Here is a 14238-nt window from a genome sequence, read left to right on the forward strand (position 1 = left end):
TTTATAAGCATGAATTAGCACTCTATAAGTGAGAGTGCTAACAATGAGAGGTGAGGCCAGGATGCAATTGGATGAGAGAAAGGATAAGATCTTAAAAGCTGTAGTTGACGGATATATAAAGACAGCCGACCCTGTGGGTTCGAGGACAATTGCAAAAAAGTATAAGATAGGCCTGAGTTCAGCCACGATACGGAATGAAATGGCTGACCTTGAAGATATGGGTTATCTTGAGCAGCCTCACACGTCTGCAGGTAGGATACCATCCATTAAAGGTTACAGATATTATGTGGACAGTATTATGCAGGATTTAATAAGTTTGACTTCGGAATTAGATGAAAGGGAAAAGTATATACTGGAAAAATACCTGTTTGAGGAAATATCTTCTGACGCAGAAGATAGGATTGAGGAGATAATCAAGAAGATCGCCAAATTGCTCTCCAATGTAACCAGGTATACGTCGTTGGTATTAGCCCCTCAGCTCAACCTAAGCAAGCTCAAGGCGATAAAGCTGGTGCCAATTGACGATAGCAATATCCTGCTGGCTATACTCACTAATACAGGTCTTGTCAGAAATGCGGTTTTGAAGATGAATAAACCTATGGATTCTATTGAAGTGGATAGGGTAAACAACCTCATAAACCATAAACTATCATATCTTACCATCGAGGAAATCGACGACGATTTGATCAACAGCATTAAAGTGGAGTTTAACGACGATGTTTTGTTGGATAACGTAATAAACTCGATAAAAAAGACCTTGAGAAGAGCCGACGATGGCGATATATTTATGGATGGTACCACCAACATATTCAATTACCCTGAGTATCAGGATATAAAAAAGGTGAAGAATTTTATGTCTTTGCTGGAAGAGAAGGAATTGCTGTACGAGGTGCTGCAGCCCAACCGCGATAACGATATAGATATTACCATAGGCAGCGAAAATAAGTTCGACGAAACAAAGGACATGAGCATCATCATAGCAGCGTATAGATTAAACGGCAGGTCTATAGGCAGCATTGGTATAATAGGACCTACCAGAATGGATTATCGGAAAGCCATAGCAACAGTTAACCTGGTAAAGGAAGACCTGGGAAAATTAATGGAATACCTTTACGGAATATAAAACAAGGGGTGGATAGGTGTTGGAAAAGAAAGAAGAGAAGATGGCTGAAGAGATTAATTGCGATAAGGCCGATGAGCCTCAGGAGGCACGGCAGGTTGAAAACGGCGGTGAAGGCGGTGAAAATGGGTGCCAGTGCGAAGACGAACAAGAGCAGGCTGCTGAAGAGGTGAAAAAGCTTAAAGAGGCGCTGGAGGCAAAAACAAAGGAGGCTGATGAGTATTTAAATCTGGCCAAAAGAATTCAAGCTGAGTTTGACAATTTTAGAAAGCGGACTCAGAAAGAAAAAGAGGATTTGGTGAAGTACGGCAATGAGCAGCTTATACTGGCGATGTTACCTGTTCTCGATAACCTTGAGAGGGCGGCGGCGGTAGAGGTCAATGACGCCAATAGGGCTATAATAGATGGTGTTAATATGGTGATAAATCAATTCAAGAAGGTATTGTCGGATTTTAATGTAAAAGAGATCCAGGCAGAGGGAAAGCCCTTTGATCCATATAAGCACCATGCTGTGATGCAGGTAGAAGATAGCGGCTGCGAGCCTAATACCGTGGTAGAAGTACTTCAAAAAGGTTATGAATTAAATGATCGCGTGATAAGGCCAAGTCTTGTAAAAGTTGCAAAATAAAATCAGGAGTTTAAGGAGGAGTGCTTAAATGGGAAAAATTATTGGAATTGACCTTGGCACCACATTTTCATGTGTGGCAGTGATGGAAGGTGGCCAACCGGTGGTAATACCTAACGCAGAAGGAGCTAGGACTACGCCTTCTGTGGTGGCCTTTACAGATACAGGAGAGAGATTAGTGGGCCAGGTGGCAAAGCGGCAGGCTATAACCAATCCCGAGAGAACCGTCATGTCTATAAAAAGACATATGGGTACAAATTACAAAGTAAACATAGATGGCAAAGAGTATACCCCGCAGGAGATATCTGCGTTTATTCTGCAGAAGCTCAAAAGAGATGCAGAAGCGTATCTGGGAGAACCAGTTACGCAAGCGGTTATAACGGTTCCAGCGTACTTTAACGACAGCCAGAGGCAAGCCACAAAAGACGCAGGCAGGATTGCGGGCCTTGAGGTATTGAGGATTATCAATGAGCCTACGGCGGCCTCACTGGCCTACGGACTGGACAAAGAAGAGAACCAGAAGATAATGGTGTACGACTTAGGAGGAGGTACCTTTGACGTATCCATCCTTGAATTAGGCGATGGAGTCTTTGAAGTGTTAGCTACCAGTGGAAATAACCATCTGGGCGGCGATGACTTCGACCAGAGGATAATGGATTGGCTGATAGATGGATTTAAAAAGGAGCACGGCATAGACCTCAGCAAGGACAAGATGGCTTTGCAGAGGTTGAAAGAGGCTGCAGAAAAGGCGAAGATAGAGCTTTCCTCTGCCACTTCTTCTCTGATAAGCCTTCCATTTATCACGGCGGATGCGACGGGGCCAAAGCACCTGGAAGTTACGTTGACGAGGGCCAAGTTTGAGGAGCTCATATCAGACCTGGTGGCGTCTACAGAAGGTCCGGTAAGACAGGCGTTGAGCGATGCCAATTTAACGCCGGATAAAATCGATAAAGTTATACTGGTAGGAGGTTCTACCAGAATACCCCTGGTTCAGGAGACGGTTAGGAGACTTACGGGGAAAGAGCCTCATAAAGGGATTAACCCCGATGAGTGCGTGGCTATAGGAGCTGCTATACAGGCAGGAGTTTTGGGCGGTGAGGTAAAAGATATACTGCTGTTGGATGTAACGCCCCTTTCCCTGGGCATTGAGACACTGGGCGGCGTGTTTACAAAGCTCATTGAGCGCAACACCACCATACCTACTAAAAAGAGTCAGATATTCTCCACAGCAGCTGATAACCAGACTTCGGTGGAAATTCACGTCCTCCAGGGCGAGAGGCCCATGGCTAAGGACAATAAGACACTGGGCCGCTTTACCCTTACAGGTATTCCTCCTGCGCCTAGAGGGGTGCCGCAGATTGAAGTAACTTTTGACATCGACGCTAACGGAATTGTACATGTCTCGGCTAAAGACCTGGGTACTGGTAAAGAGCAAAGCATAACGATTACGTCTACCACCAATCTCAGCGAAGAGGAAATCGAGAGGATGAGAAAAGAGGCTGAGAAGTACGCTGAAGAGGATAAAAAGAGGAAAGAAGAGGCCGATATAAGGAACAACGCGGACTCGGCTATATACCAGGCCGAAAAGACATTAAAAGACCTGGGCGATAAGGTGACGCCACAGGAAAGGGAGAAGATCAATGCGGAAATAGAGAAGGTGAGAAAGGCCTTAAGCGGCAGCGATATTCAGGCTATAAAAGATGCCACAGAGTCGTTGTCCCAGGCTTTCTATGAAGTCTCTACCAGGATATATCAGCAGGCCGGAGCCAGTGGAAACGCTGGTGGGAATACAGGAGCCGGTTCCAACAATTCAGGCCGTGACGATAACGGCAACACTTACAATGCGGATTACAAAGTCGACTGAAACAAAACCTGCCCTGTCAGGGCAGGTTTTAGACTGAGGTGGTGATTGGATTGGCGAGAGACTATTACGAGATATTAGGGGTGGATAGAAATGCGTCACAGGACGAGATAAAAAAAGCGTATAGAAAGCTGGCAAAGAAGTACCACCCTGACATGAATCCAGGTGACAAAGAAGCTGAGCAGAAGTTTAAGGAGATCAACGAGGCTTATGAGGTGTTGAGCGACCCTGAAAAGAAAGCCAGATACGACCAGTTTGGCCATGCCGGCGTCAATGGCCAGGGTGGATTTAACACGGGAGGATTTGGCGGCGGCTTTGGTGACTTTGGCGATTTTGGAGATTTTGGCGGCTTTGGAGATATATTTGATATGTTTTTTGGCGAAGGCTTTACAGGCCGCAGGAGAAATAGCCCACAAAAAGGCGCTGACATAAGGTATCATATGACCATAACCTTTGAGGAAGCGGCTTTTGGCGCAGAAAAAGAGTTTAGGGTAGAGCGCACCGAGATGTGTAGCACCTGCAATGGCACAGGTGCAAAGCCCGGTACAAAGCCGGTTACCTGTGGGTACTGCGGGGGAACAGGTCAGATAAGGCAGACCCAGCGAACTCCTTTGGGTAGCTTCACACAGGTGAGAACTTGTGAGCATTGCCGTGGTACAGGCAAGATCATAAAGGAGCTCTGTCCTGATTGCAGAGGGACTGGAAGGATGAGAAGGTCACGAAGGGTAAAAGTGAAGATACCCGCTGGGGTAGATAACGGCTCCGTCATATCTCTAAGGGGAGAAGGTGAGCTGGGGGTCAACGGAGGCCCTCCAGGGGACCTGTTTATTGAGATAAAGGTAAAGCCCCATGAGATTTTCAAAAGAGAGGGGCAAAACATTATATGCGAAATCCCAATTTCCTTTGTTCAGGCTGCACTGGGAGCTGAAATAGAAGTTCCCACGTTGGAAGGGAAAATAAAGTACACCATACCTGAAGGCACCCAGAGCGGGACTGTGTTCAGGTTAAAGGGCAAAGGTATACCCAGTGTAAGAGGATATGGCAGAGGGGATGAGTTAATAAAGGTGTACGTAGAAGTTCCTAAAAAACTTACGGAAAAGCAGAAAGAGCTGTTGAGGAAGTTTGCGGAGATAAGCGGTGAGGATGTGAACGAGCAGAGCAAGTCTTTTTTTGAGAAGATGAGAAACGTATTTGGAGGTTAAAAATTATGAGTTGGATAGAAGTCCAGGTCAAGACAACCCGGGATGCGGTAGACGCTGTTTCCAATATCCTCTACGATGTAGGCGCTGGAGGTGTGGTAATAGAGGATTTTCATATAGCTTCAGAAGCAACAGAATGGGATGAAGAGGATGTAGATAAATTAATCGTAGAAGACAACATAGCGGTGGTAAAAGGGTATTTGCCAGAGGGACCTGATTTGCCCGATAAGCTGAACACGGTAAGAAATCGCGTAAAAGAACTGGGCAACTACATCAACACAGGGGAGAGCACTATAAGCACTGCGGAGGTATACGAAGAAGATTGGGCTAACTCGTGGAAAAAATATTATAAACCTGTAAAAATTGGGCCAAAGATCGTCATCAAACCCGAGTGGGAACAATACCAGGCTGATAAAGGTGAGCTGGTTGTCCAGATAGATCCTGGCATGGCTTTTGGAACAGGTACCCACGAAACCACCAGGATGTGCATAGTGATGTTACAAAAATACCTAAAGCCAGGCATGAGCTTGCTGGATGTAGGATGCGGTTCGGGAATACTGTCGGTGACAGCGGCAAAATTAGGGGCATCCAGGGTCTTGGCTTTGGATATAGACGATGTAGCAGTTAATGTGGCGCGGGACAACGTGTTGAAAAACGGCGTAAATAATGTGGTAGAGGTTAGGAAAAACGATGGGCTGAAGGGTTTAAAGAATGAGGACATAAAGGCCGATATGGTCGTGGCCAATATAATAGCTGATGTGATAATAAAGATAACCCGCGACGTCAGAGAAAATTTAAAAAAAGGCGGCATATACATCGCCAGTGGTATTATAAAGGAGAGAGAAAAGGACGTGGTGCAAGAGCTTAAAGTCCATGGTTTTTCCATTGTGGAGAGCATGTATGACGGCGAGTGGGTTGCGATGGGTTGTGTATTAAATGCATAAGTTCTTTGTATCCCCTGAAAATGTATTTGATAAAAAAGTTATGATAACAGACAGGGATGAGCTCAATCACTTCAAGGTCCTGCATATAAAAAAGGGAGAAAACATCGTGGTATCCGATGGCATAGGAAATGACTACAGAGTAGAAGTCGTAGAGATAAATGAAAAGTACGTGACGGCCAGTATATTAAGCGTCCTTCAGCCAGTAAAAGCCAGTGTGGACATCACCCTTTATCAGGCGCTTCCTAAGTCTGCTAAGATGGACTTGATCGTCCAAAAGTGTACTGAGCTGGGTATTAACAGCATTGTGCCTGTCATCACTGAGAGGGTCGTCGTAAAGTGGGATGACAGCAGCGGCAAGCTGGTGCGGTGGAGGAGAATTGCTTATGAATCCTCTAAACAATGCCGACGCTCTACAGTTCCCTATATACACGAACCTATGGCCTTTGAAGATGTGCTGGAGTCCATAAAGTCCTACGATATTTTTTTTCTCCCTCATGAGGCGGAAAATATCGTCCACTTAAAAGACATTATGCGAAAGGGTAAGAGCTTTAAAAAGGTGGGAATACTCATAGGTCCCGAGGGCGGATTTAGCGATGGAGAAGTGACCAGGGCGGTGCAAAGCGGGGCCTGTCCGGTGACACTTGGGCCAAGGGTTTTGAGGACTGAGACAGCGGGTTTTGTTACCGTTTCGCTGATCATGTACGAGATGGGGGATATCGGTTGATGCAAAAAAAGGCTGCGTTTTACACACTGGGTTGCAAGGTTAATCAGTATGAAACAGAGGCGATGCAAGAGCTGTTTGAAAAAGCTGGATATGCTGTTGTGGATTTCGATCAGGTGGCCGATGTGTACATCATAAATACGTGCACGGTAACAGCAAGGAGTGACAGCAAGTCCCGCAGTCTCATTCACAAAGCATCAAAGCTCAATCCGGATGCGGTTATAGGAGTAGTGGGCTGTTATGCACAGGTAGCTTCTGATGAGATAATGAATATCCCCGGCGTGGATCTCGTGGTAGGAACCAATCGCAAACAGGAGATAGTGCACCTGGTAGAAGAAGCTATGAAAGGGAAAAGAGTTAAAGCTGTAGGGAACATATGGAATGAGAGGGATTTTGAGCAACTGGCTGTGTCAAGCCATAAGGGGAGGACCAGGGCTTACGTCAAGATCCAGGAGGGATGTAACCAGTTTTGCACCTATTGCATAATACCCTATGCCAGAGGACCTATCAGGAGCAGGCCTGTGAGAGATGTCATAGAGGAAATAAACCGTTTAGCCCATGCGGGATTTAAAGAAGTGGTGCTTACGGGTATACATGTGGCGTCGTATGGTAAAGATCTGGAAGGGGAAAAGCTCATCGATCTGATAGAAGATGTAAGCAAGGTAGAAGGCATTGAGAGAATTCGCATGAGTTCTGTGGAGCCGTCCCTCTTGACAGAGGAATTTGTGAACCGCGTGGCTCATATGCCCAAGTTTTGCAGGCATTTTCACATATCTCTGCAAAGTGGGTGTGATGAGACTTTAAAGAGGATGCGGCGAAGTTACACCACGTCGGACTACAGGGATGTGGTAAACATGATAAGGGATTTGATTCCCGATGTAGCTATAACCACCGATATAATGGTGGGTTTTCCCGGTGAGACAGAGGAGGAATTTGAAAAGAGCTATGATTTTGTGAGAGAAATGAGGTTCAGCCACATGCACGTTTTCAAATACTCAAAGCGCAAAGGTACGCCGGCTGCCCGGTATCCGGATCAGGTTAAAAACAGCGTAAAAGAGCAGCGCAGTAAAAAGATGATACAGTTGGGCTATGAGTTAAAACAGGAGTACATGTCGCGTTTTTTAGGTACTGTACAGCACGTCCTCTTTGAGCAGGTATCAGATGACAACCAAGGTTATGTAGAAGGGCTTACCGATACGTATATAAGGGTGTTGGCAGCAGGTGACAAGTCTTTATGCAACGAGATTTTACCCGTTGAGTTTATAGCCATAGAGGGTGACCACGTGATAGGAAAATTGGTTAAATAAGAAGGATTTTTTAAATTTGTATGGAATATAAATATACAGCAGAGGTGATAATATGTCTGATTGCATATTCTGTAAAATAGTAAAAAAAGAGGTTCCATCACAGGTCGTATACGAAGACGATAGAGTAATGGCTTTTAAGGATATAAATCCTGTAGCACCGGTGCACGTGCTCATCATACCAAAGGTACACGTAGAGTCCATAATGGAGTTGGACCCGGCTTCTGATGTACTTAAAGGGATCGTGCAGACAGTGCAGAAGCTGTCTAAGGAGCAGGGCATTGCCCAGGATGGATTTAGAGTAGTGGTCAATTGTGGCCCTGCAGCAGGTCAGACGGTAAACCACCTTCATTTTCACCTTATAGGAGGCAGGAATATGGGGTGGCCGCCCGGTTGACGGACAGCTTGACTTTGAAAGGCCGGCAGTATATAATGGTAATGTGCTTCGCCCAATGGATCGGGAAGGGGGGAGAATACAAATGCCAGAGGTCAGAGTTGGAGAAAATGAGTCCCTGGATAGCGCGCTCCGCAGGTTTAAAAGAGAATGTGCTATGGCGGGTATCCTTTCTGAGATGAGGAAAAGGGAACATTACGAGAGCCCCAGTGTAAGGCGTAAGAAAAAGTCTGAAGCTGCGAGGAAGAGAAAGCACAGGTAACGTAGTGAGTAGAAAAAAATCCGGTTAACACCGGGTTTTTTTATTTTGCCCACCAGCATAGTATTATTATATAAAAGAGAATAGGGGAAGTGAAGGGTATGAAAGAGGATGTGAGCAAGGTAAAAAAAGCTTTTGCCGATATGCTGGATTACCCCAGGGACGTCATGCTGGACTTGCCAAAAGTGACCATGATAGGCAATGTAGAGCTGATAATAGATAATCATAAAGGTATCATCGAATACAAGAGCGACCTCATAAGGCTGAATTCTAAGTGCGGGGTGATAAAGCTGGTGGGCGACGACCTGGTGATTAAGGAGATACAGCCAGAGGAGATGTACGTAACAGGCAACATCAAGTCCATCGAGTTTTTCCAATAAGGTGATAAAAGTGCAGGACAATTTGTGGAACTACCTCAAAGGGTATGTCAATATAAAGATTGAAGGGATCTCTGTAGAAAAGTTCATAAACATGGCCGTTACCAGAAATGTATCCCTTAAAAACGTCAAAAGGTTATCCGGCACCAAGATAATGGCTACAGTGAGCTTGAGGGGTTTTTTTGCTTTAAGGCCTGTGGCTAGAAGACTTAAATTAAAGATGACTGTGGTGGATAAAAACGGGTACCCTTTTATCCTGGGCAAGGTAAAAAGGCGAAAGGTGTTTGTGCTGGGAATGGTCTTTTGCATGGCCTTTGTCTTTTACGTCTCCTCATTTATATGGGTGATAGAGGTTCACGGCAACAAAACTGTAAGCACCAAGAGTATAGAAAAAGTGCTGGCAAAGTACGGCGTGAGACCTGGAGCATTTAAGTACAGCGTAAATCCATCAGAGGTAGAAAGGAAACTTCTCATCGACATAGGCGATCTGGCATGGGCTGGAGTGACTATACGGGGTACCCACATGGATGTGTCTGTGGTAGAGAAAGAAAAGCCTCCTAAAGTGAGTGACGATGGCGTTCCAACTAATATCGTTTCAAGCAAGGATGCTGTTATTGATAGGATCATCACCTTTCAAGGGGACCCTGTGGTTAAGGACGGAGATACCGTAAAGGCAGGGCAGATGTTGGTCACAGGGGTGATTCAGAGGGAAGGGGTACCTACCAGATATGTGCACTCAAAGGCCATAATAGACGCTAGGACGTGGTATCAGGAAGAAGCCGTCGTGACTTTAAAAGATGCGCATTTTGTCAATACGGGCAGGAGCATGACCAATATATGGCTTGATGTAAATGGCAGGCCGTTGCCTTTGTGGGTTAGAAAGGTACCCTATCGTTACTATAAAAAGAGCTTGACCAAGACCTATGTGCTGGAGTATGGCAATAAGAGATTTCCCCTCTGGATTGTAAGGGAAAATTATGAAGAGAGGAAGCTCGTAGAAAACAATATACCTGCGGACAAGGCGATTGAAAAGGCCGTACAGGTTGCTTACGAAAAAGTCTACAAAAAGTTGCCCCATAATGCTATAATAATAAATAAGAGAGTAGTAAGCTCGGGGGTTTATTACGGAACTGCCAGGGCGAAGGTTTTGGTGGAGGTTAAGGAGGATATTTCAAAGCAGGAGAAAATTGTGGTGAAGGAGGAAAAGCTTGAAAGAATCAACGATTCAAATAGATAAGTTGGAGTTTGCGATGGCCCTGTTCGGCAAATTTGATGAAAACATAAAGATGATAGAAGAGAGCTTAAATGTACAGGTAACCGCGAGGGGCAATGAGCTCAAGGTAAAAGGCCAGGACGAAGCAGTGGATGCGGCGTGTAAACTCATATACAGGTTGCTGGAGATGCTAGAGCACGGCGAGATGATTACGCCTCAAAATATAATGTACGTTATGAATCTGATAAATGTAGGTGAGGAGGAAAAGATAAAGAGCATATTGTCCGATGTAGTGCTTATAACCTTTAGGGGTAAGCACATAAAGTGTAAGACTATAGGGCAGAAAAATTATGTAAATGCGATAAAAAACAACGACATCGTGTTTGGCATAGGTCCTGCTGGGACAGGTAAGACGTATCTGGCTATGGCGATGGCCATCGCTGCGTTTAAAAATAGAGAAGTCAACAGGATAATATTGACAAGACCTGCTGTAGAGGCGGGCGAAAAACTGGGCTTTTTGCCAGGCGACCTTCAGGATAAAGTAGACCCGTACCTTAGGCCGTTGTACGATGCCCTCCACGATATGTTGGGTTACGATACCTTTAACAAGTACATTGAAAAAGGGCTTATAGAGGTAGCGCCCCTCGCTTACATGCGCGGTAGGACTTTGGATGATGCCTTTATCATTTTAGACGAGGCTCAAAATACTACGCCTGAACAGATGAAGATGTTTTTGACCCGTATAGGCTTTGGCTCTAAAGCGGTTATAACAGGGGATGTAACTCAGATAGATTTGCCTAAAGATAAGGAGTCCGGGTTAGTAACGGTTATGGATATACTGGAAGGCATAAAAGGCATATCCTTTGTGTACCTTACAGAGCGCGATGTGGTAAGGCACCCGCTGGTGCAAAAGATAATACAGGCTTACAACGAGTATGACAAGAGGAATAAGGGCAATTACTCTGTAAAAGCTAACAGGTGAGGCGCCATGCTCAGCGTACAAAGACGCTTTAATTCCCTGCGGGGGGTTTACGGGAGGACCATTTCGCCCAAGGGCATTGAAAAATTGATTTTGCTGGCGGCTGTGTATATAATCGTATTTCTTGTGCTGCTCAATGGCGTTTCTCCTAAAAAATATGAGTTAAAAGTGGGGGATATATCCTACACCGACATAAAAGCGCCCAGGGATTTCATAGACGAATACGCCACCAAGCGCAAGGTTGACGCTGCTGTCAATGCTGTAAAGCCTAAATACGATCTAGACGACAGCGTGCTCCAGCAGTCTCAAAGCAAAGTAGAGGGTTTTTTTAATGAATTTATAAGCAGAGGTAGCGACAAACTTAACATATCTGCCGTAAAGTCTTATATAGACATGGACGATAAACTGATAGAATACCTCCAGAGCTTGAAGGTTGATCAGTTGACCCAGCTAAAAACGATTGCCATAAAGACAGTAGACGACGTCCTTTCAAAGCCTGTGCCTATTGACAGCATTGACAGTGCCAGGTTAACTGCCAAGAACCAGATATTGACACTGGATATTCCTGATAAGTCCAGAAGTGTGTTGATGCAGATAATCGATGCAGTGATTAAACCCAATATGATATATAACGAAGAAGAAACTAGGATGGCTAAAATGCAAGCAGCCCAGAGCGTGGAAAAAGTGATGTACAAAAAAGGGCAGAGCATAATAAAGAGCGGGGATATAGTGACACCGGACCAGTACAGGATTTTAAAGGCAATGGGCCTTTTAAAAGACCAAAGTCACACTGACTTGTGGCTTTACGCAGGTGTTGCATCCTTTTCCTCTTTGTTAATAGGGATTTTGACTGCGTATATCGTGCTGTTTAAGAAGGATTTAAAGGAAGATATAAGCAAGCTGCTCTTGCTGAGCATTTTATTTATTCTTCCTTTGCTTTTCCTTTTGGCTTTTAAAGATGTATCTGTGTACTATATACCTATAAGCAGCTTTGCTATGCTATCCACGGTTATTTTTGACTTTATCACAGCCCTTATAGGGGTATTGGCGCTGCTTATTATAGGCAGCTCTATAATAGGCTTTACCCCTGCACTTATATCCATAGGCTTTGTAGGACCTATTGTCGCCATTATGATGCTCCATAGGGCAAACCACCGAAATGCCCTCATGTGGACAGGGCTGGCGGTGAGCGCCGCCAACTCTATCGGCGTTATAAGCCTTGGCCTCATAAACAGCAGCGATATAATGATGGTCTTTAAAGAAAGTCCGTGGGGGATTTTAAACGGATTGGTGTCAACGGTATTTGCTATTGGTACCCTCCCTTTTTGGGAAGCTGCTTTTTGCGTTGTTACCCCTATGAGGCTTATAGAGCTGTCCAATCCTGACCAGCCCCTTTTAAAAAAATTGCTGCTGGATGCTCCTGGCACCTATCACCACAGCGTCATCGTGGCAAATCTGGCGGAAGCTGCTGCCAGCGAGATAGGGGCGGACAGGCTGTTGGCCAGAGTAGGCGCGTATTACCACGATATAGGCAAGACCACGAGACCGTATTTTTTCAAAGAAAACCAGTTGACGATGGACAATCCCCATGACCGCATATCCCCTGACCTGAGTTATCTTGTCATCGTATCCCACGTAAAAGACGGCTCTAATATGGCAAAAAAGTACCGATTGCCCGGAATGATAAGGGATATAATAGAGCAACATCACGGTACAACCCTGGTATCCTATTTTTACAACAAAGCGCTTAACACGGGGTCAGAGTGCGAAGAAAAAGATTACAAGTATCCTGGACCCAAGCCTACCAGCAAAGAAGCGGCTCTGGTTATGCTGGCGGATTCGGTAGAAGCAGCAGTGAGGTCTATGTCCGATCCCACTGAGGAAGGTATAGATAAAATGATAAAGAAGATAATAAGGATGAGAATGGAAGATGGGCAGTTTGACAGCTGTGACCTGACTTTTAAGGACCTGGGAGATATAGCTACCGCTTTTAAAAAAGTCCTTATGGGTATATTCCACGATAGGATAGAATACCCTGAGGTACAGAGCTAATAGAAAGGGAGATGGCGATGGAGGTTTACATTGACGACAGGCAGAAAGATGTAGATATCACCGACGAGCTTAAAGAGCTGCTGGTAAAAGTAGCTGAAAGCGCTGCTAAGTCTGAAGGCTTTGAGGACGTAGAAGTGAGCATTTCTATTGTAGACGACCAAGAGATCAGGAGACTAAACAGGGACTATAGGAGTGTAGATAGACCTACAGATGTACTGTCTTTTCCTATGATGGACTTTGAAGGAGACGATGCTATCATCCAGGAAGCCACAGACGTGGTAATGTTGGGGGATATAGTTATATCCGCGGCAAGGGCTAAATCCCAGGCGACGGATTACGGCCACAGCTTTGAGAGGGAGATGGCTTTTTTAACCGTTCACGGTATGTTGCACCTTATGGGTTATGACCACGAAAGGCCTGAAGATGCCCGTGTGATGAGGGAAAAAGAAGAAAAAATTCTAACAGAATTGGGTATAGAGAGAAAATGAAGTCCAGGAACATCGCAGATAGCTTTAATAACGCCATAAATGGCGTCATATACGCTTTCAAATCTCAAAGGAATATGAAAGTCCATTTTGCTATTGCCGTCATTGTATTGCTGTTAAGCCTTTTTTTTGATTTGAATAAGTGGGAATTCCTTATATTGCTTTTTTCCATTGCGCTGGTCTTTGTAACTGAGCTGTTGAATACAGCCATCGAGGCTGTAGTGGATCTTATAACCGAAAAGCACCACCGCTGTGCGGCGATAGCCAAGGACGTAGCGGCTGGGGCCGTGCTGGTGTCAGCCTTAAATGCGATTGCTGTAGGGTATATACTTTTTATATACAGAGCTAATGGAATAATTAGAAATGTTTTCTACAGAGTTAAACATTCCCCGCCGTACTTGACCTTTGTGGTGCTTATACTCATCATGATGCTCACCATAGTGTTAAAAGCCTATTTTAAAGAGGGAATACCCCTTAGAGGGGGAATGCCCAGCGGTCACAGCGCGTTGGCGTTTGGTATAGCGACGTCCATTTCCTTTCTCACTGAAAACGTGCTGGTGGCTATACTGGCGTTTTTACTGGCCTTTTTAGTGGCCCAGTCTAGAGTAGAGGGCAGGATCCACGATTTGTACCAGGTAATAGCTGGAGCGGCATTGGGCATGGCCGTAAGCGTATTGATATTCCAATTATTAGAATAAACGATTA

General features: G+C 45.0%; 15 protein-coding genes. All 15 read left to right on the top strand.

Annotation, left to right across the window (positions count from 1 at the left end; translation table 11 throughout):
- Positions 1–61: 61 nt before the first annotated feature.
- Positions 62–1123: a heat-inducible transcriptional repressor HrcA gene (gene hrcA / locus CALPO_RS0100530; RefSeq protein WP_026485597.1), complete on the top strand. Its 1062-nt coding sequence runs from the start codon at positions 62–64 to the stop codon at positions 1121–1123.
- A gap of 16 nt (positions 1124–1139) precedes the next feature.
- Complete coding sequence (gene grpE / locus CALPO_RS0100535) at positions 1140–1748, top strand: nucleotide exchange factor GrpE (protein ID WP_026485598.1); 609 nt, start codon at positions 1140–1142, stop codon at positions 1746–1748.
- A gap of 28 nt (positions 1749–1776) precedes the next feature.
- Positions 1777–3609, top strand: coding sequence for a molecular chaperone DnaK (gene dnaK, locus CALPO_RS0100540; RefSeq protein WP_026485599.1), 1833 nt, complete (start codon positions 1777–1779; stop codon positions 3607–3609).
- Positions 3610–3659: 50 nt separating this feature from the next.
- Positions 3660–4808 (top strand): molecular chaperone DnaJ, encoded by a 1149-nt coding sequence (gene dnaJ, locus CALPO_RS0100545; RefSeq protein ID WP_035171806.1) that lies wholly within the window; start codon positions 3660–3662, stop codon positions 4806–4808.
- 5 nt (positions 4809–4813) lie between these two features.
- On the top strand, positions 4814–5749 hold the full coding sequence (gene prmA / locus CALPO_RS0100550) for a 50S ribosomal protein L11 methyltransferase (protein WP_026485601.1): 936 nt from the start codon (positions 4814–4816) through the stop codon (positions 5747–5749).
- Positions 5742–6473: an RsmE family RNA methyltransferase gene (locus CALPO_RS0100555; protein ID WP_026485602.1), complete on the top strand. Its 732-nt coding sequence runs from the start codon at positions 5742–5744 to the stop codon at positions 6471–6473. Before prmA ends, CALPO_RS0100555 begins: the two co-directional genes overlap by 8 nt.
- A complete protein-coding gene (gene mtaB, locus CALPO_RS0100560; protein WP_035171809.1) occupies positions 6473–7777 on the top strand; it encodes a tRNA (N(6)-L-threonylcarbamoyladenosine(37)-C(2))-methylthiotransferase MtaB in 1305 nt (434 codons plus the stop codon). The genes CALPO_RS0100555 and mtaB overlap by 1 nt, the downstream gene beginning before the upstream one ends.
- A gap of 52 nt (positions 7778–7829) precedes the next feature.
- Entirely contained in the window at positions 7830–8171 is a 342-nt protein-coding gene (locus tag CALPO_RS0100565; protein WP_026485604.1) for a histidine triad nucleotide-binding protein, read from the top strand.
- Positions 8172–8253: 82 nt separating this feature from the next.
- The gene (gene rpsU / locus CALPO_RS0100570; protein WP_026485605.1) at positions 8254–8430 is read left to right on the top strand and encodes a 30S ribosomal protein S21; all 177 of its coding nucleotides are present in this window, start codon (positions 8254–8256) and stop codon (positions 8428–8430) included.
- A 98-nt stretch (positions 8431–8528) separates the two neighbouring features.
- Positions 8529–8807 carry a sporulation protein YqfC gene (yqfC, locus tag CALPO_RS0100575; RefSeq protein ID WP_026485606.1) on the top strand — a complete coding sequence of 93 codons (279 nt, stop codon included), beginning with the start codon at positions 8529–8531 and terminating at the stop codon, positions 8805–8807.
- Between the two features lie 10 nt (positions 8808–8817).
- The gene (yqfD, locus tag CALPO_RS0100580; protein ID WP_026485607.1) at positions 8818–10041 is read left to right on the top strand and encodes a sporulation protein YqfD; all 1224 of its coding nucleotides are present in this window, start codon (positions 8818–8820) and stop codon (positions 10039–10041) included.
- Positions 10042–10054: 13 nt separating this feature from the next.
- Complete coding sequence (locus tag CALPO_RS0100585) at positions 10055–10999, top strand: PhoH family protein (RefSeq protein WP_051585759.1); 945 nt, start codon at positions 10055–10057, stop codon at positions 10997–10999.
- Positions 11000–11005: 6 nt separating this feature from the next.
- Complete coding sequence (locus tag CALPO_RS0100590) at positions 11006–13048, top strand: HD family phosphohydrolase (protein ID WP_051585744.1); 2043 nt, start codon at positions 11006–11008, stop codon at positions 13046–13048.
- Between the two features lie 17 nt (positions 13049–13065).
- On the top strand, positions 13066–13536 hold the full coding sequence (gene ybeY, locus CALPO_RS0100595) for an rRNA maturation RNase YbeY (protein WP_026485610.1): 471 nt from the start codon (positions 13066–13068) through the stop codon (positions 13534–13536).
- Positions 13533–14231, top strand: a complete 699-nt coding sequence (locus CALPO_RS0100600) for a diacylglycerol kinase (protein ID WP_026485611.1) — start codon at positions 13533–13535, stop codon at positions 14229–14231. Before ybeY ends, CALPO_RS0100600 begins: the two co-directional genes overlap by 4 nt.
- The last annotated feature ends 7 nt before the right edge of the window (positions 14232–14238 follow it).

The organism is Caldanaerobius polysaccharolyticus DSM 13641 (assembly GCF_000427425.1).
In the GTDB taxonomy this organism is placed as follows: domain Bacteria; phylum Bacillota; class Thermoanaerobacteria; order Thermoanaerobacterales; family Caldanaerobiaceae; genus Caldanaerobius; species Caldanaerobius polysaccharolyticus.

What these genes read in the sequence shown, in the direction of transcription:
- CALPO_RS0100555 (WP_026485602.1), top strand. Translation starts at nt 5,742, where the DNA reads ATGCATAAGTTCTTTGTATCCCCTGAAAATGTATTTGATAAAAAAGTT.
- mtaB (WP_035171809.1), top strand. Translation starts at nt 6,473, where the DNA reads ATGCAAAAAAAGGCTGCGTTTTACACACTGGGTTGCAAGGTTAATCAG.
- ybeY (WP_026485610.1), top strand. Translation starts at nt 13,066, where the DNA reads ATGGAGGTTTACATTGACGACAGGCAGAAAGATGTAGATATCACCGAC.
- CALPO_RS0100585 (WP_051585759.1), top strand. Translation starts at nt 10,055, where the DNA reads ATGGCCCTGTTCGGCAAATTTGATGAAAACATAAAGATGATAGAAGAG.
- CALPO_RS0100600 (WP_026485611.1), top strand. Translation starts at nt 13,533, where the DNA reads ATGAAGTCCAGGAACATCGCAGATAGCTTTAATAACGCCATAAATGGC.
- CALPO_RS0100590 (WP_051585744.1), top strand. Translation starts at nt 11,006, where the DNA reads ATGCTCAGCGTACAAAGACGCTTTAATTCCCTGCGGGGGGTTTACGGG.
- yqfC (WP_026485606.1), top strand. Translation starts at nt 8,529, where the DNA reads ATGAAAGAGGATGTGAGCAAGGTAAAAAAAGCTTTTGCCGATATGCTG.
- prmA (WP_026485601.1), top strand. Translation starts at nt 4,814, where the DNA reads ATGAGTTGGATAGAAGTCCAGGTCAAGACAACCCGGGATGCGGTAGAC.
- hrcA (WP_026485597.1), top strand. Translation starts at nt 62, where the DNA reads ATGCAATTGGATGAGAGAAAGGATAAGATCTTAAAAGCTGTAGTTGAC.
- rpsU (WP_026485605.1), top strand. Translation starts at nt 8,254, where the DNA reads ATGCCAGAGGTCAGAGTTGGAGAAAATGAGTCCCTGGATAGCGCGCTC.
- dnaK (WP_026485599.1), top strand. Translation starts at nt 1,777, where the DNA reads ATGGGAAAAATTATTGGAATTGACCTTGGCACCACATTTTCATGTGTG.
- CALPO_RS0100565 (WP_026485604.1), top strand. Translation starts at nt 7,830, where the DNA reads ATGTCTGATTGCATATTCTGTAAAATAGTAAAAAAAGAGGTTCCATCA.